The organism is Streptomyces subrutilus, assembly GCF_001746425.1.
In the GTDB taxonomy this organism is placed as follows: domain Bacteria; phylum Actinomycetota; class Actinomycetes; order Streptomycetales; family Streptomycetaceae; genus Streptomyces; species Streptomyces subrutilus_A.
Map to the genome: position 1 here is coordinate 3,344,288 of NZ_MEHK01000001.1, position 18,866 is coordinate 3,363,153.

Sequence of the window (18,866 nt, forward strand, 5' to 3'; positions counted from 1 at the left end):
AGGTCCGGGCCCCGGCGCCGGCCCCGTCCGACCCGCCCCCGCCCGCCCCGGACCCGTACCTGTGGGAGCGGCTCCGGCTCGTCGAGGAGCGGGTGCGCCGCGCCGTGGCGCTCCGGCGCGCCGTCGACCCCGACCCGGACGACCCCTACCGGGGCCAGTACCTCACCCCCGACGCCGCCGCCCGCCTCCTGGACCCACGGCACGACCCCGGCCTGCCCGAACCCGCCCCGGCCGACCCGCCGCCCGGCTCGCCGCTCGCCGTCCTCGCCACGCGCTTCGCACTGGCGCCGCTCGACCTCGACCTGCTCCTGGTCGCCCTGGCCCCGGACCTGGACGCCCGCTTCGAGCGGCTCTACGGCTACCTCAACGACGACCTGACCCGCCGTCGGCCCACCGTCGGCCTCGCCCTCGAGCTGTGCGGCCGCACCGGGGCATCCGCCGCCCGGTTCCGGCTCTCCCCCACCGCTCCGCTCGTCGCGGGCGGCCTGCTGGAGGTCACCGAGCCCGAACGGCCGCCCCTGTCCCGGGTGCTGGCCGTCCCGGACCGGGTCACCGCCCACCTGCTCGGCGACACCTCGCCCGACCCCCGGCTGGCCGAGGTGCTGGGCGGGGCCGCCGAGGACCCGGCCGTCGACCCGGCGGAGCTGCACCGGGCCGTCGCCGCGGCCGGCAGCGGCTCCGGCCACGTCCACCTGCGCACCCGCGGCGGCGATCCCGTCGGCCTGGCCGCCGCCGCGCTGCGCGCGAGCGGGCTCGGCCCCCTGGCCCTGGACGCCGCCGCCCTCGCCCCCCACGCCCGCACCGTGGCCGAACTCGCCCGCGCCGCCGCCCGCGAGGCCCGCCTCACCGGCGCCGGAGTGCTGCTCGGGCCGGTCGAGGACCTGCCCGACAAGCCCGACGAGCGGGCCCGCGTCCTGCGCACGCTGTGCACGGCGCTGCGCGGCCTCCCCCTGTTCACGTACGGCACGGGCGGCTGGGAGCCCGCCTGGGCGGCCGACACCCCCCTCACCCTGGCGGTGGCGGCCCCCGACCCCGGCCGGCACGTCACCCGCTGGCGGCTCGCGCTGGAACGGGCCGCCGGGGAGCACGGCACGGCCGGGGACGCCGACGCCCTCGCCCGGTCCGTGTCCGCACACCGGCTCGACGCCGGGCAGCTGCGCCGCGCCGCCGGCACCGCGGTCCGCACGGCCGCGCTCGACGGCCGCCCGGTCTCCCCCGACGACCTGCGCACCGCCGTACGGGCCCAGAACGGCGCCGGGCTGGCCCGCCTCGCCCGCCGGGTGGAGCCCGCGGTGGGCTGGGACGACCTGGTGCTGCCCGCCCCCGCCCTGCGCGGCCTGCGCGAGCTCGCGGTGCGCGCCCGCCACCGCGACCAGGTGCTCGGACAGTGGGGCATGCGGCCCGGCGGCGGCCGCGGGCGCGGGGTGATCGCCCTGTTCGCGGGCTCCTCCGGCACCGGCAAGACCATGTCCGCCGAGGTCGTGGCGGCCGACCTGGGCATGGACCTGTACGTGGTGGACCTGTCCACGGTCGTCGACAAGTACGTCGGCGAGACCGAGAAGAACCTGGAGCGGATCTTCACCGAGGCGTCGGCCGTCAACGCGGTGCTGCTCTTCGACGAGGCCGACGCGATCTTCGGCAAGCGCTCGGAGGTCAAGGACTCCCACGACAAGCACGCCAACATGGAGTCGGCCTATCTGCTCCAGCGGATGGAGTCCTTCGACGGCATCGCCATCCTGACCACGAACCTGCGGGCCAACCTCGACGAGGCCTTCACCCGCCGCCTCGACGTGGTCGCGGACTTCCCGGTACCCGACGCCGCACAGCGCCTGGCCCTGTGGGAGCGGTGCCTGGGCGACCGGCTGCCCCGCGCCGGCGACCTCGACCTCGCCTTCTGCGCGGACCGGTTCGAGCTGGCCGGCGGCTCCATCCGGGCCTGCGCGGTGACCGCCGCCTACTCCGCGGCCGCTTCGGGCGGGCCGCTGACCATGTCCCAGGTGGTGACGGCGGTCGCCCAGGAGTACCGCAAGCTCGGCCGGCTGCTCCTGGAGGGGGAGTTCGGGCCGTACGTCGGCCAGGTCACGCACGGGTGAGCCGGCCCCGGCGGACCGGCCGGGCGTGCTGCCTCGCAGGTCCGCCGCGGGAGACCGGGAGGGCAGCCTCCTTGCCCCCGGCCAGGTCCGCAAGCCTCTGCCACGGGCCGCGGCTGCCGGAAACGCTGTGCAAGGACCTGGACACGAACCTGAATCGGGACCTGGACACGGTCCCGAACACGCAGCAGCAAGACGAAGGAGCGAGCATGCCGACGTACCTCACCCCGGGCGTGTACGTGGAGGAGGTGCAGTCCGGTGCTCGCCCGATCGAAGGGGTCGGCACCGCCGTCGCCGCGTTCGTCGGGTTCGCCCAGAGCGGCCCGTTCCACGAGCCCACGCTGGTCACCAGCTGGGACCAGTACAGCCAGCACTTCGGCGGCTTCACCGAGGGCACCTACCTGCCCCACGCGGTCTACGGGTACTTCGCCAACGGCGGCGGCGCCGCGTACGTCGTCCGCGTCGGCGGGTCCGGCCAGGACGCCTCCGCGCCGGCCGCCGGCACCGGCCGCCCCCAGCTGCGCGCGGCGGAGCCGGTCGAACTCGGCGGCTTCCTGATCTCGGCGCGTCCGGGCGTCACCGGCGTGTCCGTGGAGATCGCCGACGCGGACGGCGAGAACCCGCCCGAGGACCGCTTCAAGGTCCTGGTCCGCCAGGGCGAGCAGGTGGCCGAGACCTACGAGGCCTCCGCCCGCAAGAACGTCAAGGGCTACCTCGTCACCCAGGCCCGCGCCTCGAAGCTGATCGAGGTCACCGAGCAGCGCACCGCGAGCCAGGTCCGGCCCGCCGGCCAGACCGTGGCCCTGCCCGACGACGCGGCCGCGCCCGCCGCGGCCGGCCAGGGCGCCGCGTCCCGGCTCGACCCGGCCGAGTACGTCGGCGACGCGGCCGCCCGCACCGGGTTCGCCGGCCTGGAGACCATCGACGAGATCACCATGGTCGCGGTGCCGGACCTGATGAGCGCCCACCAGCGCGGCGACATCGACGCCGAAGGCGTCCGCACCGTGCAGCTCGCGGTGATCTCGCACTGCGAGCAGATGGGCGACCGGGTCGCCGTCCTGGACACCCCGCCCGGGCTCTCCGCGCAGCAGGTGCGGAACTGGCGCAACGACGAGGCGGGCTACGACTCCCGCTACGCCGCCCTCTACTACCCGTGGGTGCGGGTCTTCGACCCGGCGGCCGGGCGCAACACGACCGTCCCGCCGAGCGGCCACATCGCCGGCGTGTGGGCGCGCAGCGACGCCGAGCGCGGTGTGCACAAGGCCCCCGCCAACGAGGTGATCCGCGGTGCGGTGGACCTGGAACTGCGCCTGAGCAAGGGCGAGCAGGACCTGCTCAACCCGATCGGCGTGAACTGCGTACGGGCCTTCCCCGGCCGCGGCATCCGGATCTGGGGCGCCCGCACCCTCTCCTCCGACCCGGCTTGGCGCTACCTGAACGTGCGCCGCCTCTTCAACTACCTGGAGGAGTCCATCCTCCTGGGCACCCAATGGGTGGTCTTCGAGCCGAACGACGACCGGCTCTGGTCGAGCATCCGGCGCAACGTCACCGCGTTCCTGACCGAGGAGTGGCGCCGGGGCGCCCTGTTCGGCCGCACGGCGGCGGAGGCGTTCTACGTCAAGTGCGACCGGGACAACAACCCGCAGGAGTCGATCGACCAGGGCCGCGTGGTCTGCGAGATCGGCGTGTCGCCCGTCAAGCCCGCCGAGTTCGTGGTGTTCCGGCTGGCCCAGTTCTCCGACAGCACCAGCCTCGTCGACGAGTAGCGGCCGCCCGGCCGCAGCGGCGGCCGCAGGCCCGCGTCAGCCGCAGCAGCAAGGAAAGGTGAAGGACAGTCATGGCAGAGGGCGATGCTCTTTCCACCCATATCTTCGGCGTACAGCTCGGTGGCTACCTGGTCGAATCGATCCAGGAGATCAGCGGCCTGACCGTCGAGGAGGAGGTCGTCGAGGTCCGCCAGGTCAGCGCGGAGGGCAAGCAGATCATCCGCAAGCAGCCCGGCGCCCGCCAGGCCGGCGAGGTCACGATCACCCGGGGACTCGACAAGAGCAGCGAGTTCACCAAGTGGATCAAAGAGACCCTGAACAACGGGGCCGTCGACACCGCGCGGCAGAACCTCACCATCGAGATCAAGGACTCCACGGGCGCCACCGTCCGCCGCATCCAGCTGATGCAGGGCTGGGCCTCCAAGTGGGAGGGCCCCTCCCTCAAGGCGGGCGAGTCCGCGGCGGCCACCGAGTCCGTGACCATCGTGTTCGAGGAGATCATCGTCGAATGAGGCGCCGTACGGTCACCGCGGGCAGCCTGGAGGAGATCCTCCAGGTCACGGCGCCCACCCAGACCCCGGAGCAGGCGGCGGTTCCCCCGGCCGCCGCCGCTCCGGCCCCTCGCGAGGACCACGGGCTGCGCACCGAGTTCGAGTTCGAGCTGCCGCGCGGGTACGTGGACGAGGCGGGCACCGTGCACCGGCACGGCTCGATGCGCCTGGCCACCGCCCGCGACGAGCTGCGCCCGCAGATCGACCTGCGGGTCAAGGAGAATCCCGCCTACCTGAGCGTGGTCCTGCTCAGCCAGGTGATCACCCGGCTGGGCACGATCACCGACGTGCACGCCGGGATCGTGGAGCGGATGTACGCGACCGACGTCGCGTTCCTCCAGGACTTCTACCGGCGCGTCAACAGCGAGGGCCACACCCGGGCGGCCGTCACCTGCCCGCACTGCGAAGGCGGCTTCGAGGTCGACCTCTCCGGTGGGCGCCTGGGGGAATCGTGACGTACGCCCTCCCCCGGCTCAGGGAGGAGATCGCGTACATCGCCTACCACTTCCACTGGCAACGCGACGAGATCCTCGACCTGACCCACGGCGAGCGACAGGAGTGGGTCACCGAGATAGCTCGGATCAACACCCGTGTGAACGAAGGCGGTTGAGCAGATGGCATGGCGGGACAGGCTGCGTCGGCGCGCCGCCGTGCCGGACGCCGCGACCGGCGGCGCGGCTTCGGCCGGCGCGCCGCCTGGCGGGGCGGCGCGGCCCGGCGGCGCGGCTTCGGCCGGCGGGGCGGCTGCCGCGTCGGCCGACGGCGCGGCTTCCGCGCGGGGGGCCGGCGTACCGTCCGACTGGGACGGTGGCTGGCGCATGACGGCGGCGCCCCGGCTGACCGTGTCCCGCGCACCGCTGGGCGTCAGCGACGGGCTGGCCTTCCGGTCCGGCCTGGCCGCGTGGCGCGATCCGTCGTTCGACACCGGCCTCGCCCACGCCGTGCTGCCGTCCGCCCCGGCCGGCCTCGTACGCGGGGTCGCCCGCCCCGCCGCCGCCCGCCCGGCCCCTGCCTCCACCTCCAGCGGCGGGGGCCCGCTGCTGCTGCGTGCGCTGCGCGGCCCGTCCGAGGCGGACACCGCGCCGGGGCCGGCGCCGTCCGAAGGGGGACGGTCCGCACAGGGCCCCTCCCTCAAGCCCGACACCCCGCAGATCTCGCGCCGGGTGCGGCCCGGCACCACGCCGTCCGGGGGCCGCCGTGCCGAGGCGTCCGTGTCCGGGGGCCGGCCTGCCGAGGCCTCCGCCTCCGGCATGCCGTCGTCCGGCACCACGTCGTCCCGTGCTGCGTCGTCCCGTCCGCATGCCCCGGCTCCGCACGGCTCGGCGGTGTCCGGCCCGGCGGTTTCCGGCCCGGCGGTTTCCGGCCCGGCGGTTTCCGGGGCCGCGCCCGCGCCGGGCACGGGTCCGTCCGCGCCCAACCCCGCACTGCCGTCCCGTCGCAGCGGCGGGCCCTCGCGGCCTGCCGCCGACGGCGGCACGGCTCCGGGTCCGGTCGTCACCCGTGGCGGCGGGCGGGAGGCCCGGTCGGGCACGGCGCCGGCCGGGGGGACTCCGGGCACCCGTGGCCTGACGTCCACGCACTCCGCGGCGGCCGTGCTCGGCACCCCCGCTCCCGCCGTGCAGCGGGCCGAGGCGCCGGGCAGCGGCACCGCCGGGTCCCAGGCCGCGCCCGGCCGCACGCCGACGCCCCCGCGGTTCCCCCTGGTCCGCCGCATCGCGGTGGTCCCCGGCTCCTCCGCCGCGTCCCCGTCGCCGTCCGGCGCATCCGGCGCGTCCGCCCCGCCCGTCCAGCGGGCCGCGGCGCGCACGTCCGGTTCCAGCGCCACGGCAGCCTCGGGCCCCCAGGCCGGTCGTACCGGCGGGGAGTCTCCCGCGCCCGAGGCCTCGGGCGGCACCCGTACCACCGTGGTCCGGCCGCGGGCCCTCGGCCGTGCGCTGACCGCGGCCCGGGTGCCTGCCACGCCCAAGCGGCGCGTGTCCGTCGTACGCCTCACCGACGCTCCGACCGCCGCCCAGACGGCCCCGGCCCCGGCCGCGCCCGTGCAGCGGACGGAAAGCCGCGCACCGCTCGGCGGCCCGCTGACCGAACCGCCGGCCGCGACCGCGCCGTCGGCCCACTCCGCAGCGACCCCGGGCCCCACGCACGCCCCGGCCATGCCCACGATCCAGCGCAAGACCAAACCCCCCACCGACGGCCCCGCCCCGGCCCCGGTCGACCCGCCGTCCCGCGCACCCCTCACCGAACCGCCCGCCGGCGCCGCACCGTCGGCCCGCTCCGCGCCCGCCCCCGCGATGCCCACGGTCCAACGCCAGGCGGAACCCAGCGCCGACGGCCCCGCCCCGGTCGACCCGCGCTCGCGCGCACCCCTCGGCGCACCCCTCACCGAACGACCCGCCGGCGCCGTACCGTCGCCCCACTCCGCGCCCGCCCCCGGCACCACGCCCGCCCGGGCGATGCCCATGGTCCAGCGGCAGACGGAACCCACCGCCGACGGTCCGGCCCCGGTCGACCCGCGATCCCGCGCGCCCCTCAGCGAACCCCCGGCCACCGCCGCGCCGTCGGCCCGCCCCGCGGCGGCGACCCCCGACGCCGCTCCCGCCCCGGCGATGCCCACGGTCCAACGGCAGACGGAACCCACGGCCGATGGTCCGGCCCGGGCCCCGGAGACCCCCGTGCTGCGGGCACGCACCCGCGCCCCGCTGGGCGCGCCCCTCACCGAACTGCCGCCCACCGCAGCGCCATCCGCCGGCCCCGGCCCCGGCCCCGGCCCGGCCATGCCCACGGTGCGGCGCCAGGCGGAGCCCACGGCCGACCGTCCGGATCCGGCCGCGGGCCGTTCCGCGCCGCGGATGCGCTCCGGGCTGGGGGCGCCCCTGTCCGCGCTGCCGCCGAGCGCCGCGCCGCCCGCGTCCTCCTCGTCCCGGTCCCGTGCCGCTCGGCCCGGCTCCCCCGCCGAGGTCCAGCGCGCGCTCGCCGAGGCCGTACGGTCCCAGGCGTCGTCCTTCCACGCGCCGCTGTTGGCCCCGGGGGACCCGCAGCGCGGTATCCCCGGAGCGGCTCCGGCCTCCCACCCGCTCGTCCAGCGGGCCCCCGCCGCCTCCCCGAACCTCCCGGCCACGGCAGGGCCCGGCGCGGCCGCCCCGTCCCGGCGGCCGGGCGGACCCTCGCCGGCCCGCGGCGGCGGCCCGGTCCCGCTCGTCGTCGCCCGTCCCGTCCCCGACCGGAGCGGAACCCCGCACCACGGCCCCGACGCCGCGCCCGCGCCCCGCACCCTCCAGCTCCTGGCGGCACGGCCCCTGCCCCTTGACACCCGGGACATGGGGAGCGCGGCTGCCCCCGCGCCCCGCCCGGCGAGCCGTCCCGTGGTCGCGGCACGCTGGGCCGCCCCGTCCTCCGCACCGCAACAGGTCCAACGAGGCACCGGCGGGCCCTCGCGTCCCTCCGCCTCCTCGGGTCACCCGGGCCACGGCCCCCGTCCCGTACACGCCCTACACGCCGTGCGCCCGGCGCCCGCGTCGGGCGCCCCCGCGCTGCCCGTGACGGGCCCGCACGCGCCGCCGCTCTCGGTCCAGCCCTCCAGGGCGGCCGCGCCGTCGGCACAGCCCGGTCCCGTGCCGGTGGTGCGGCCCCGTACGCCGGCCCCCGCCGCCCCCCCGGCAGCGGCCGGGCCCACGCCACCGGCGGGCCCGCCGCCGGTCCAGCGCGCCACGGCCGGCGGCCGGAGCGGCCCGGGGCCGGTCAGCGTCCAGACGGCCGCGCCCGCGCCGGCACCCCGCGGCGGCCAACGCCCGGCCACGGCCACGGCCACAGACCGTCCGCGCGACGCGGCTGCGCAGGTCCCCGACGCCGATCTGGACGACCTGGCCCGCCGGCTGCTCGACCCGGTCGCCCGCCTGCTGCGCACCGAGCTGCGACGCGGCCGGGAACGCGCCGGCCGGCCCTTCGACGGGCGCCGTTGAGCGCGCCGGGAACACGTACGAACGAGAAACGGACGACGGACCGATGACGGACAACATCTTCGCGACCAGCGTGTTCTTCAGCCTGGCGATCGGCGGCAACGACCTGGGCGCCTTCCACACCTGCTCCGGCATGGGCGCCGAGGTCGAGATGGAGAGCTACGCCGAGGGCGGCAACAACGGCTTCACCTGGCAGCTGCCGGGCCGCGTGACCTGGTCGAACATCACGCTCACCCGGCCCGTCACCGCCGACACCGCGAAGATCGGCCGCTGGCTGGACGAGACGCTGCGACGGGTCGAGCCCAAGGACGGGGAGATCGTCGCGCTGCGGCCCGACCTGAGCCGGATCATCAGCTGGCAGGTGTTCGGGATCGTCCCGGTCCGCTGGCAGGGCCCGTCCTTCGACCCCGCGAACTCCGCCGCGGCGGTCGAGACGTTGGAGATCGCCCACGCGGGCCTGCTGCCCTCCTGACCCGGACTCCCGACCGCCCCCGCCCCCCTTTCCTTCGAATCCGCCCGCCCCCCCCGCCCCGGAAGGGAGCCCGCGCCATGGCCTCCTCGGCACGCGCCAGCCGCGCCAGGGCCCAGCTCACCCTGAAAGAGCCCCCCGCCTCCGTCGGCGCCAAGCCGGGCGGCACGATCGCGAAGCTCGACCTCCAGTTCAACCCGTCGACCCTGCAACTGGGCAAGACCACCGAGTGGCGGCGGTCTCCCTCGCGGATGGCCGGGCAGTCGGCGCTGCCCGAGTTCGTGGGCAGCGGTCCGCGCACCCTGAGCCTGGAGGTGTTCCTCGACGCCACCGCCACCCACGACAACTCGGTCGAGCAGGCGGTGGAGAAGCTGATGAAGGCGTGCGTGCCGACCCCGGCCAGCCTCGGCCGCAAGAAGCCGGCCAGCCCCTGGGTGCGCTTCGAGTGGGGCAGCGCGCGGACGACCTCGTTCGACGGGGTCCTGTCGAACCTGTCGGTGTCGTACACGCTCTTCGACGTGGACGGCAAGCCGTTGCGGGCCACCTGCTCGCTGTCCATCGAGGAGGCGAGCGTCGACCCGCCCGGCCAGAACCCGACCTCCGGCTCGCGCACCGCCCGCAGCACGCACACGGTGGTGGCGGGCGACAGCCTGGCGATGCTGGCCTGGCGCGAGTACGGCGACGCGACGGCCTGGCGGGCCATCGCGGAGGCCAACGGCATCGACGACCCGATGGCGCTCGCCCCGGGCACCGAGCTCGTGGTGCCGGGCGTACAGGACGAAGACGGCGACGAGGGGGAGCAGCGGTGAGCGGATCCGAACCCGGGGGCCGGTCGTTCGCGGCCGACCCGATCGTGGAGTCGCCCGGCGAACTGCCGCCGGTCTGGGCCGCGCAGCTGGTGAGCTGTGTGGTGGACGAGAACGTGGGCCTGCCGGACACCGCGGTGCTGACCTACCGCGACCCCGACCACGAGTTCCTGCGCGCCACCGGCATCACCATCGGCAGCCCGCTGCGGGTGTCGGTGACGACCGTGAAGGGGCAGGCGCGGGAGCGGCTGTTCAACGGCGAGGTCACGGCCCTGGAGATCGACCGGGACCGCACCGGCTCGTTCACCGTCGTGCGCGCCTACTCCAAGGCGCACCGCCTCCAGCGCGGCCGCAAGGTCGTGGCGTACCGGAACATGACGGCCGCGGCCATCGTCCGCAAGGTGGCCGCGGGCGCCGGGCTGGCCGTCGGGAAGGTGGAGGCCGCGCCGGTCACGTACAAGCAGCTGTCGCAGGCGAACGTCTCCGACTGGGACTTCCTGCAGTACCTCGCCGCGGAGAGCGGCGCGCAGGTGCGCGTCGACGACAAGGGGCTGCTCCAGTTCACCCGGCCGGTGAAGGCCTCCGGGGCGCCCGCCCCGTCGACGTCGGCGACCCGCGATCCGATGGTCCTGGAGTACGGGCGGAACCTCCTCGCCCTGCGGGCCGCGCTGTCGGCCGCCGACGGCGCCTCGAAGGTGCAGGTGCGCGGCTGGGACGTGACCACCAAGCGGCCGCTGGTCGCGGAGCAGCCGTCCGTGGTCAGCGACACCGTGGTGCCCGGCCTCAGCCCCCGGCTCGCCGCACGGTTCGGCACGTCCGCCGTGGCCGTCACCGACACCCCGTACCGCACGCAGGCCGAGACGGCGGCGGCCGCGAAGGCGGCGGCGGCACAGACCAGCGCCGGCTTCGGCGAGTTGGAGGCGGTGGCCGAGGGCAATCCGATGCTGCGCGCCGGCAAGCCGGTGGCGCTCGGCAACGTGGGCCAGGCGTTCTCCGGCCGGTACACGGCGACGGCCGTGCAGCACGTGCTGGAGCCGCACGGCGGCTACCGCACCACCGTATGGGTCAGCGCCAGCCCCGACCGCTCCCTGACCGGCCTGGTGACGGGCGCCAACGCGCCGGGCCGCGGGCCGCGCATCCCCGGCCTGGCGACCGGCGTGGTGACGGACGTGCGCGAGCCGAACGGCTCCCAGCGCGGCGCGGTCCGCCTGAAGTTCCCCTGGCTCGACGACACCTACGTCACCGACTGGGTGCGCACCGTCCAGTGGGGCGGCAAGGGCGGCGGCGGGGTCGTGAGCCCCGAGGTCAACGACGAGGTCCTCGTCGGCTTCGAGCAGGGCCTGCTCGACTGTCCGTACGTCATCGGCGGGCTCTACAACGGCGTGGACCAGCCCTCCCCGCACGACGTGCCGCTGATCGACAAGACCAGCGGCAAGGTCAACCGCCGCTCGGTGGTGTCGCGTTCGGGCCACCGCGTGGAGCTGCTGGACGCGGCCGCGCCGGGCCCGTCCGGCCTGCGGCTGGTCACCGGGGACGAGCGGCTCGAAGTGCGCATGGACGACCGGCGGGACCGGATCGAGCTCACCGTGTACGGGGGGCGGGGCCGCCCGCTGACCTCCGTGCTCCTGGACAAGGCCGGCATCACCCTGGACGCCGGGCAGGGCACCGTGAAGGTGTCCGGCCGGCAGGTCGACATCGACGGCACGGCCGGGGTGAGCATCGGCGGCCGGTCGGTACGGGTGTCCGGCACCGCGGACGTCACCGTCAACGGCGGCCTGCTCGCCGTCCTCAAGGCCCGCCTCATCCGGATCAACTGAGCCCCCCAGTCCTCAGCCGCCAGCCCCCTTTCCCCCCGACCACGACCGCCCTTCCCGAGGAGCTCCCGATGCCAGCCGCAGCCCGTACCGGCGACCCCACCAACCACGGTGGCCGGCTCGCCACGCCGCCGCCCGGCGCCGCCGCGGCGGTCGCGACGGTGCTGATCGGCGGCCGGCCCGCCGCCGTCGTGGGCAGCCTGCACGTCTGCGTCGTCCCGCCGCACGCGGCGCTGGGACCGGCCAACGTGATCGTGCCGAGCCCGGCCGCCCTCACCGCGGGAACGGTCCTCGTCGGCGGGCTGCCCGCCGCCCGGGCCCGCGACCAGACCGCCTGCGGCGCGATGGTCCTGACCGGCGCCCCGAACGTCCTGATCGGGGGCGTGTGATGAGCGAGCGGTTCATCGGACGCGGCTGGGCCTTCCCCCTGCGCGTCGGGCCGACCGGCGGGATCGCCATGGTCGAGCGGGAGCGGGAATTGGAGGAGGCCATCCGGCTGGTGCTGGGCACGGCGCCCGGCGAACGGCCGATGCGGCCGGAGTTCGGCTGCGGCATCCACGAGTACGTCTTCGCCCCCGGCGACGGCGACACCGCCGGGCGGGTAGCCCAGCAGGTGCGCGAAGCCCTGGAGCGGTGGGAGCCCCGGATCGCGGTGGACGAGGTCGTCGTGGCCTTCGACTCCGTCGAGGCGGGCACCCTCTACATCGATGTGCACTACACGGTGCGCACCACCAACGACCGGCGCAACCTGGTCTTCCCCTTCTACACGATCCCCTCCGAGGAGGGGGCCGAGGAAATGGTCGCGGACTGATGGCCCTGCCCTCCCCCAACCTGGACGACCGACGGTTCCAGCAGCTCGTCGACGAGGCGAAGCGGTACGTGCGGCAGCGCGCCCCGGAGTGGACCGACCACAACGTCTCCGACCCGGGCGTCACCCTGATCGAGACGTTCGCCTACCTCGTGGACCAGCTGCTGTACCGGCTCAACCGGGTCCCGGACAAGAACTACCTGGCGTTCCTGGACCTGTTGGGCATCCAGCTGTACCCGCCCTCGGCCGCCCTCGCCGACGTCGACTTCTGGCTGTCGGCTCCGCAGCCCGAGACGGTGACGCTGCCCGCCGGCACCGAGGTGACCACCGCGTCCGGTGAGAGCGAGGAGGCGGTGGTCTTCGCGACCACGGACGATCTGCGCATCGTCCCGAGCGAGTTGACGCGCCTGGTCACCTCGCCGCGCACCGGCGACCTGACCGACCGGACGGGCACGCTCGCCGAGGGCCGCGACGTGCCGTGCTTCCAGGCGACGCCCGAGCCCGGCGACGCACTGCTGTTCGGCCTGCCGACCGCGGTGCCGCGCTGCGTGGTCGCGGTGCGCCTCGACAGCCGCGTCGAGGGCGTCGGTGTCGACCCGCGCCAGCCCCCGCTGGTGTGGGAGGCGTGGGACGGCGGCCGGTGGCAGCTCTGCGAGACCGACTCCGACAGCACCGGCGGCCTGAACCGGCCCGGTGAGGTCATCGTCTACGTACCGGCCGGGCACACGGCCTCGCTGATCAGCGGGATCCGCGCGGGCTGGCTGCGCTGCCGGGTCACCGAGCCGGAACCGGGCCAGCCGTTCTACTCGGAGTCCCCGACCGTGCGCGAGGCCTCCGTCTTCACCGTCGGCGGCACGATGACCGTGGAGCACGCCGAGCGGGTCACCGACGTACCGCTCGGCGCGTCGGAGGGGGTGGCGGGGCAGGCCTTCCGGCTCGGCCGGCCGCCCGTGCTGCTCGACGGGGAGCCGCCGGTGGTGGAGGTGTCCTCCGCCGAGGGATGGCAGCGCTGGGAGGTCGTGGAGCACTTCGGCCGCTCGGGTCCCGACGACCGGCACGTGCGCGTGGACGCCACCACCGGCGAGTTCGCCTTCCCGCCGGTGCTGCGCGAGGCCGACGGCACCCTGCGCGCGTGCGGCGCCGTACCGCCCAAGGGCTCCCGGATCCGGGTGGCCCGCTACCGCACCGGCGGCGGCCCGGCCGGCAACGTCTCGCGCGGGGCGATCTCCGTACTGCGCAGCTCCGTCCCGTACGTCGCCCGGGTCACCAACCGGGAGGCGGCGCGCGGCGGGGTCGCCGGGGAGACCATCGACAACGCCAAGCTGCGGGCGCCGGAGAGCCTGCGCATGCAGGAGCGCGCGGTGACCGCGGAGGACTACGAGATCATCGCCCGGCAGGCGGCGCCCTCGGTGCGCCGGGTCCGCTGCCTGCCCGACCGGGACGGGGGTGGCCCGGGCGCGGTACGCGTCCTCGTGGTTCCGGACGCGGTCGCCGACGAGGGCGACCGGCTCCGCTTCGAGCAGCTGATCCCCTCCGACCAGGTGCTCGCCGCCATCACCCGCACCCTCGACGAACGGCGCCTGATCGGCACCCGCCTGGTCGTGGAACCGCCCGTCTACCAGGGCGTCACGGTGGTGGCCCGGCTGTCGGCGGCGGCCGGGGACGCCGACCGGGTGCGCGAGGCGGCGCTCGCCGCGCTGTTCCGCCACCTGGGCCCGCTGCACGGCGGGCCCGACGGCGCCGGCTGGCCGTTCGGGCGGCCCGTGCAGTACGGCGAGGTGTTCGGCGTCCTGCAACGCGCCATCGGGGACGTGCTGGTGGAGGAGATACGGATGTTCGCCGCCGACCCGATCACGGGGCGGCGCGGGGCGCCGGTCGACCGCATCGACATCGGCCCGGGCGCGCTGGTCTTCTCCTACCAGCACCAGGTCGTCGTGACGGAGCCGGAGCCGGAGGTGCGCGGATGAGCCGGGCCGCCGTGCCGGGCCTGCCGAGCCGGCACCCGATCGGTGGGCAGCTCCCCGCCCTGTACGCCGACGACGACTTCGCCCAGCGGTTCACGGCGGGCCTGGACACGGTCCTGGCCCCGGTGTTCTCGGCCCTCGACAACCTGCCCGCCTACTTCGACCCCCGGCTGGCCCCGGCCGACTTCCTGCCCTGGCTGGCCTCCTGGGTCGGCGGCGCGGACGACCCCCGGTGGCCGCTCGAGCTGCGGCGCGAGGCGGTGGCCCGCGCGGTGGAACTGCACCGCTGGCGCGGCACCCGGCGCGGCCTGACCGAGGCCCTGCGGCTGATCCTGGGCGTGTCCGCCGAGGTCAGCGGCGACGGCGCCGCCACCTGGTCCCGCACCCCCGGCACCGACCTGCCGCCGGCCCCGCCGGAGGAGGTCCTGGTACGAGTCTGGCCTCGCCAGGACGGACCCGGGCACCCCGTGGACGCGGACCGGGTCCGCTCCCTGATCCGCACCCTGTGCCCCATCCACACGATCTGCCGAGTCGAGGTCCTGCCGGGACCGCCCGGAGGTGAGACGAGGTGACGACGATGCGCGCGTGCCCTGTTTGCGGCGCGTCCAACGCCCCGACGGACGACTTCTGCACCAACTGCGGCACCTACCTGGGCTGGTCCACCCCCACCCCCCGCCCCCCAGCCCCCCAGACCCCCACCCCGACGGAGCCCCCACCCCCAACGGCCCCGCCCCAGGAAGCCCCAGCCCACCCGAGCCCACCCCCGCCGGCCACGGCTCGACAGGCTCCGACCCACGAATCGCCGGCCGGCGCGGGCCCGTCCCCGACGGCTACGGGCCAAGAGGCCACGGCCGGCACGGGCACGTCCCCGACGGACACGGACCAGGGAGGCTCGCCGCAGTGGGCCCCAGCCCGGCCCAGCACGCCCCCGACAGGCGCGAGCCCGACAGGCGCGGCCCACGAGGCCACGGCCGGCGAGGGCACGGCCCACGAGACCACCGCCCCGGCGGACACGGCCCAGGGGGCCACAGCCCGGGCAGCCGCGGCCCAGGGGGGCACAGCCGGGGCAGCCGCGCCCGCGACAGTCACGGCCCGACAGCCCACGGCCCAGGGCGGCCCAGCTCGAGCGAGCACGGGCCCGACGGGCGCGGGCCCGACGGGCGCGGGCCCCACAAGCCCGGGCCCGGAGTCCACGGGCGGCGAGGGCACGGCCCAGGGGGCCCAAGCCCGCGCGGGCACGCCCCCGACGGACACTGCCGGGGAAACCACAACCCCGGCAGCCATGGCCCACGAGGCCGCTGCCCGGGAAACCCCGACCCAGCGGGCCCCAGCTCTGGGCACGGGCCGGGAGGCCAAGGCCGGCACGGGCACGGGCCTGGAGGGCACGGGCCCGGAGGCCAAGGCCCGCACGGGCACCGCCCCAGCACACCCGCCCCGGGAGGCCGCGCCCCGGGCAGCCACGGCCCAGGAGGCCATGGCCAGCGCGGGCACGGACCGGGAAGGCACGGCCCCGGGAACCCCAACCCGCGCCGGTACGGCCCCGGCGGACAGGGCGGACACGACCCAAGGAGGCACGCCCCGGGAGGCCACGGCCCAAGGGGGCGCGCCCCGCCAGGGCACGCCCATGGAGGGCGCAACCCAGGAAGGCACACCCCGCGAGGGCCGGGCCCACAGGGACTCGGGCAGCGAGGACACGGCCCAAGCCGCCGCCACCCAGGGGGGCCCGCCCCCGGAGAACACCCCCCAGGCGGGCACGGTGGAACCCGGCCCGCCCACCCCCGCACGTCGACGGCCGACCTGGCTGCGAGGGCAGCCCGACCTGCCCCCCGCCGCCCCCGCCGACGCCGACTCGGCCAGAGTCGGAGGCGCGGGATCGGTCCCCGCCGCACCCGCAGGCACCGCCCCCAACCCGCCCGCCCGCAACGACACCGCGTCCACCCCGACCACCACGGCGGAGCACACCCCCGCACGTCGGCGGCCGGCCTGGCTGCGAGGGCGGCCCAACCCGTCCCCCGCCGACGCCGGCCCGGCGGCGGGGTCGGTCCCCGCCGAGCCCTCGGCGGATGCCCCGCCGGCCGCTCGGGCTGACGGTGTGGCGGAGGGCACCGCTGGGCCCCCGCCCACCACCGGCGCCTGCCGCCCCGCGCCGCCGGCCCGGGCCGCCCGGCCGCCGGCCGCCATACCGCCCGCCGCCCCGGCACCGGCCCCCCCGCCGCCCCGCGCACCCCGACCACCGGCCTCCCCGCCGCCCCGCGCACCCCAACCGCCCGCCGCAGCGCAACCCGCCACCCCCGCGGGAGCGAACGCCGCGAACCCGGCGAACCCCGCTCCCGTACGCCCCGCGAAGGCCGTCGCGCCACGGCCCGTCGTGCGGGCCGCCGCCGTCCGTGGGGATGTGGCCGGGGTGCCGTGCCCCAGTTGCCGGACGCCCAACCCGCCCGACCGCCGCTTCTGCCGCCGCTGCGCGGCTCCGCTGACGCCGGCCACCGCCCCGGTGCGCCTGCCGTGGTGGCGGACCATCTGGCCGCTGCGCCGCCGCGCCCGCGCCCGCGCCGGCTCCGGCCGGATGGTGCGCTTCCTGGTGATCCTGGCCGTGGTGCTGGCCCTGTGCGCGGGCGGCTTCCTGCTGCTGCCGGCCGGGCGGCAGCTGATCGAGGACACCCGGGACAAGCTCGGCAAGGCCAAGGCGGTGACCGCGACCCGCGCCGAGGCGAGCGCCGAGCTGCCCGGGCACCCCGTGGCCCACGCCACGGACGGCCTCAGCAACCGCTACTGGGGCGCGCCCGCCCCCGGCGCCTCGGTGACGTACACCTTCGGCAAGCCGTTCCGCCTGGTCGCGGTGATCCTCACCAACGGCGCCTCGTCCTCCCCGGAGGACTACGCGAAGCAGGGCCGGGCACTCCAGGTCGACATGGAGGTGACGGACCGGGACGGCCGCAAGACCTACAAGAAGCTCACCCTGAGCGATAAGCCCGGCCCCCAGACGTTCTCCACCGGCATCAGCCACGCCACCACGGTCCGGCTGACCCTCGACGCCCCCGCCGGCTGGACCCCCGACCGCCATGTCGCCCTGGCAGAAGTGGAGTTCTTCCAGCGCAGCTGACCCCGACCCTGTGGGGACACCCGGACACCCGGACACCCGGACACCCGGACCGCGGGTCACGCCGCGCGTAGGCAGAGCCCAGGGGCGTCTGGCAGCCTTGGACGCATGGAAGCCGTGCTGCTGACTCCCTGGGGTGCCGGGGACTTCTGGCTGTTGGAGCGCAAGAACGAGCCCGCCATGACCCGGTACCTGGGCGGGCCGGAGCCGGCCGAGAAGCTCCTCGACCGGCAGCGGCGGTACGAGGCCCTGAGCGCCCGGGAGCCCGCGGCCGGGCGGATGTTCCGGGTGGCGCTGGAGGCGACCGGGGAGGGCGTCGGCAGCGTCGGCTTCTGGGAGCGGGAGTGGCGGGGCGAGCCGGGGTACGAGGCCGGCTGGGGCGTCCTGCCCGAGGTCCAGGGGCGGGGCCTGGCCCTGGCCGCGGTGACGGCACTCCTGGCCTACGCCCGGGCCCACGGCACGCGCGACACCGTCCACGCCTTCCCCGGCACGGACCACGCGGCCTCCAACGCGGTCTGCCGCCGCGCCGGCTTCGCATGCCTCGGCGAGGTCCCCTTCGAGTACCCGCCCGGAGTCCCCCCCCCCGGCTTCGACTGGTGCTACCGGCTCAGGGACCTCCCGCCCGTCCCACCCACCCCATCAGACCCCTCCCTCCCGTAAACGAAACGTGGAACTCCCACCCGAGAACCGGCTCCCCCGGGCCGGCGCCACCGCGCGAGCGACGACGAGACCGCCGCGACCTCGTAATTCAGCCGCGCCCACCACCCGTGCAGTGGCATGCTGACAGGGTGAACGGACCCGGCATTCAGCTCACCCTCGCCCCCGAACTGCGCCTCTTCGCCCCGCCCAGCCGGCGCGCCGAACGCGTACCGACCGCGACCGACGGCGCCTCCAGCCTCGGCCACGTCGTCGAGTCGGCCGGCGTCCCGCTCACCGAAGTCGGCCGGCTCCTCGTCGACGGCCGCGAGGTGCCCGTCTCCTACGTGCCCCAAGACGGCCAGTCCGTGGAGGTGTTCGGCGTCGACCGCCCCCAGCGGGTCCCCGGCGCGCCGCTCCGCTTCCTCCTCGACGTCCACCTCGGCACCCTCGCCCGCCGCCTGCGCCTGCTCGGCGTCGACGCCGCCTATGAGAACGAGGACATCGGCGACCCGGCCCTCGCCACCCGCTCCGCCGCCGAGCGGCGCGTACTGCTCTCCCGCGACCGCGGATTGCTGCGCCGCCGCGAGATCTTCGCCGGCGCATACGTCTACAGCGACAACCCCGACGACCAACTGCGCGACATCCTCGGCCGGTTCGCGCCCGCGCTGGCGCCGTGGACCCGCTGCACCGCCTGCAACGGCCCGCTCCGCGAAGCCGACAAGGAGAGCGTCGGCGACCGCCTGGAACACGGCACGCACCGCTCCTACGACGTCTTCGCCCAGTGCACCGAATGCGAGCGCGTCTACTGGCGCGGCGCCCACCACGCCCGCCTGGAGCGGATCGTCGACGAGGCGCTCCTCGAATTCGGCACCGCCGAATCAGGGACCGTCTGACGCCGAGCGG

Annotated in this window: 16 protein-coding genes; all 16 read left to right on the top strand. The window is 76.5% G+C overall.

Annotated features, from left to right (window positions below; genetic code table 11):
- Positions 1–59: 59 nt before the first annotated feature.
- The 16 genes from BGK67_RS15995 (at position 60) to BGK67_RS16065 (ending at position 18,856) form a co-directional block, all read left to right on the top strand.
- Entirely contained in the window at positions 60–2,093 is a 2,034-nt protein-coding gene (locus tag BGK67_RS15995) for an ATP-binding protein (protein ID WP_069923902.1), read from the top strand.
- Positions 2,094–2,299: 206 nt separating this feature from the next.
- The gene (locus tag BGK67_RS16000) at positions 2,300–3,856 is read left to right on the top strand and encodes a phage tail sheath family protein (RefSeq protein ID WP_069920723.1); all 1,557 of its coding nucleotides are present in this window, start codon (positions 2,300–2,302) and stop codon (positions 3,854–3,856) included.
- 71 nt (positions 3,857–3,927) lie between these two features.
- Entirely contained in the window at positions 3,928–4,368 is a 441-nt protein-coding gene (locus BGK67_RS16005) for a phage tail protein (protein ID WP_030388073.1), read from the top strand.
- Positions 4,365–4,862: a zinc-ribbon domain-containing protein gene (locus tag BGK67_RS16010; RefSeq protein WP_069920724.1), complete on the top strand. Its 498-nt coding sequence runs from the start codon at positions 4,365–4,367 to the stop codon at positions 4,860–4,862. The genes BGK67_RS16005 and BGK67_RS16010 overlap by 4 nt, the downstream gene beginning before the upstream one ends.
- Entirely contained in the window at positions 4,859–5,017 is a 159-nt protein-coding gene (locus BGK67_RS38885) for a DUF6760 family protein (RefSeq protein ID WP_167739575.1), read from the top strand. The genes BGK67_RS16010 and BGK67_RS38885 overlap by 4 nt, the downstream gene beginning before the upstream one ends.
- Positions 5,018–5,021: 4 nt before the next feature.
- A complete protein-coding gene (locus tag BGK67_RS16015; protein ID WP_069920725.1) occupies positions 5,022–8,366 on the top strand; it encodes a hypothetical protein in 3,345 nt (1,114 codons plus the stop codon).
- A 43-nt stretch (positions 8,367–8,409) separates the two neighbouring features.
- Positions 8,410–8,835, top strand: a complete 426-nt coding sequence (locus tag BGK67_RS16020) for a phage tail protein (protein WP_069920726.1) — start codon at positions 8,410–8,412, stop codon at positions 8,833–8,835.
- Positions 8,836–8,912: 77 nt separating this feature from the next.
- Positions 8,913–9,641 (top strand): CIS tube protein, encoded by a 729-nt coding sequence (locus BGK67_RS16025; protein WP_069920727.1) that lies wholly within the window; start codon positions 8,913–8,915, stop codon positions 9,639–9,641.
- Positions 9,638–11,455, top strand: coding sequence for a VgrG-related protein (locus tag BGK67_RS16030; RefSeq protein WP_069920728.1), 1,818 nt, complete (start codon positions 9,638–9,640; stop codon positions 11,453–11,455). Before BGK67_RS16025 ends, BGK67_RS16030 begins: the two co-directional genes overlap by 4 nt.
- 68 nt (positions 11,456–11,523) lie before the next feature.
- Positions 11,524–11,841 (top strand): PAAR domain-containing protein, encoded by a 318-nt coding sequence (locus tag BGK67_RS16035; RefSeq protein ID WP_069920729.1) that lies wholly within the window; start codon positions 11,524–11,526, stop codon positions 11,839–11,841.
- Positions 11,841–12,263, top strand: a complete 423-nt coding sequence (locus BGK67_RS16040; RefSeq protein ID WP_030722541.1) for a GPW/gp25 family protein — start codon at positions 11,841–11,843, stop codon at positions 12,261–12,263. The genes BGK67_RS16035 and BGK67_RS16040 overlap by 1 nt, the downstream gene beginning before the upstream one ends.
- Positions 12,263–14,227: a putative baseplate assembly protein gene (locus BGK67_RS16045; RefSeq protein ID WP_069920730.1), complete on the top strand. Its 1,965-nt coding sequence runs from the start codon at positions 12,263–12,265 to the stop codon at positions 14,225–14,227. Before BGK67_RS16040 ends, BGK67_RS16045 begins: the two co-directional genes overlap by 1 nt.
- Complete coding sequence (locus tag BGK67_RS16050; protein WP_069920731.1) at positions 14,224–14,796, top strand: phage tail protein; 573 nt, start codon at positions 14,224–14,226, stop codon at positions 14,794–14,796. The genes BGK67_RS16045 and BGK67_RS16050 overlap by 4 nt, the downstream gene beginning before the upstream one ends.
- A 710-nt stretch (positions 14,797–15,506) precedes the next feature.
- Complete coding sequence (locus BGK67_RS40735) at positions 15,507–17,327, top strand: NADase-type glycan-binding domain-containing protein (protein ID WP_279628677.1); 1,821 nt, start codon at positions 15,507–15,509, stop codon at positions 17,325–17,327.
- A gap of 105 nt (positions 17,328–17,432) precedes the next feature.
- Positions 17,433–17,984 carry a GNAT family N-acetyltransferase gene (locus BGK67_RS16060; RefSeq protein ID WP_079154215.1) on the top strand — a complete coding sequence of 184 codons (552 nt, stop codon included), beginning with the start codon at positions 17,433–17,435 and terminating at the stop codon, positions 17,982–17,984.
- Positions 17,985–18,112: 128 nt separating this feature from the next.
- Complete coding sequence (locus tag BGK67_RS16065; protein WP_069920733.1) at positions 18,113–18,856, top strand: Mut7-C RNAse domain-containing protein; 744 nt, start codon at positions 18,113–18,115, stop codon at positions 18,854–18,856.
- The last annotated feature ends 10 nt before the right edge of the window (positions 18,857–18,866 follow it).

What these genes read in the sequence shown, in the direction of transcription:
- BGK67_RS16000 (WP_069920723.1), top strand. Translation starts at nt 2,300, where the DNA reads ATGCCGACGTACCTCACCCCGGGCGTGTACGTGGAGGAGGTGCAGTCC.
- BGK67_RS16005 (WP_030388073.1), top strand. Translation starts at nt 3,928, where the DNA reads ATGGCAGAGGGCGATGCTCTTTCCACCCATATCTTCGGCGTACAGCTC.
- BGK67_RS16010 (WP_069920724.1), top strand. Translation starts at nt 4,365, where the DNA reads ATGAGGCGCCGTACGGTCACCGCGGGCAGCCTGGAGGAGATCCTCCAG.
- BGK67_RS16015 (WP_069920725.1), top strand. Translation starts at nt 5,022, where the DNA reads ATGGCATGGCGGGACAGGCTGCGTCGGCGCGCCGCCGTGCCGGACGCC.
- BGK67_RS16020 (WP_069920726.1), top strand. Translation starts at nt 8,410, where the DNA reads ATGACGGACAACATCTTCGCGACCAGCGTGTTCTTCAGCCTGGCGATC.
- BGK67_RS16025 (WP_069920727.1), top strand. Translation starts at nt 8,913, where the DNA reads ATGGCCTCCTCGGCACGCGCCAGCCGCGCCAGGGCCCAGCTCACCCTG.
- BGK67_RS16035 (WP_069920729.1), top strand. Translation starts at nt 11,524, where the DNA reads ATGCCAGCCGCAGCCCGTACCGGCGACCCCACCAACCACGGTGGCCGG.
- BGK67_RS16040 (WP_030722541.1), top strand. Translation starts at nt 11,841, where the DNA reads ATGAGCGAGCGGTTCATCGGACGCGGCTGGGCCTTCCCCCTGCGCGTC.
- BGK67_RS16045 (WP_069920730.1), top strand. Translation starts at nt 12,263, where the DNA reads ATGGCCCTGCCCTCCCCCAACCTGGACGACCGACGGTTCCAGCAGCTC.
- BGK67_RS16050 (WP_069920731.1), top strand. Translation starts at nt 14,224, where the DNA reads ATGAGCCGGGCCGCCGTGCCGGGCCTGCCGAGCCGGCACCCGATCGGT.
- BGK67_RS40735 (WP_279628677.1), top strand. Translation starts at nt 15,507, where the DNA reads ATGGCCCACGAGGCCGCTGCCCGGGAAACCCCGACCCAGCGGGCCCCA.
- BGK67_RS16060 (WP_079154215.1), top strand. Translation starts at nt 17,433, where the DNA reads ATGGAAGCCGTGCTGCTGACTCCCTGGGGTGCCGGGGACTTCTGGCTG.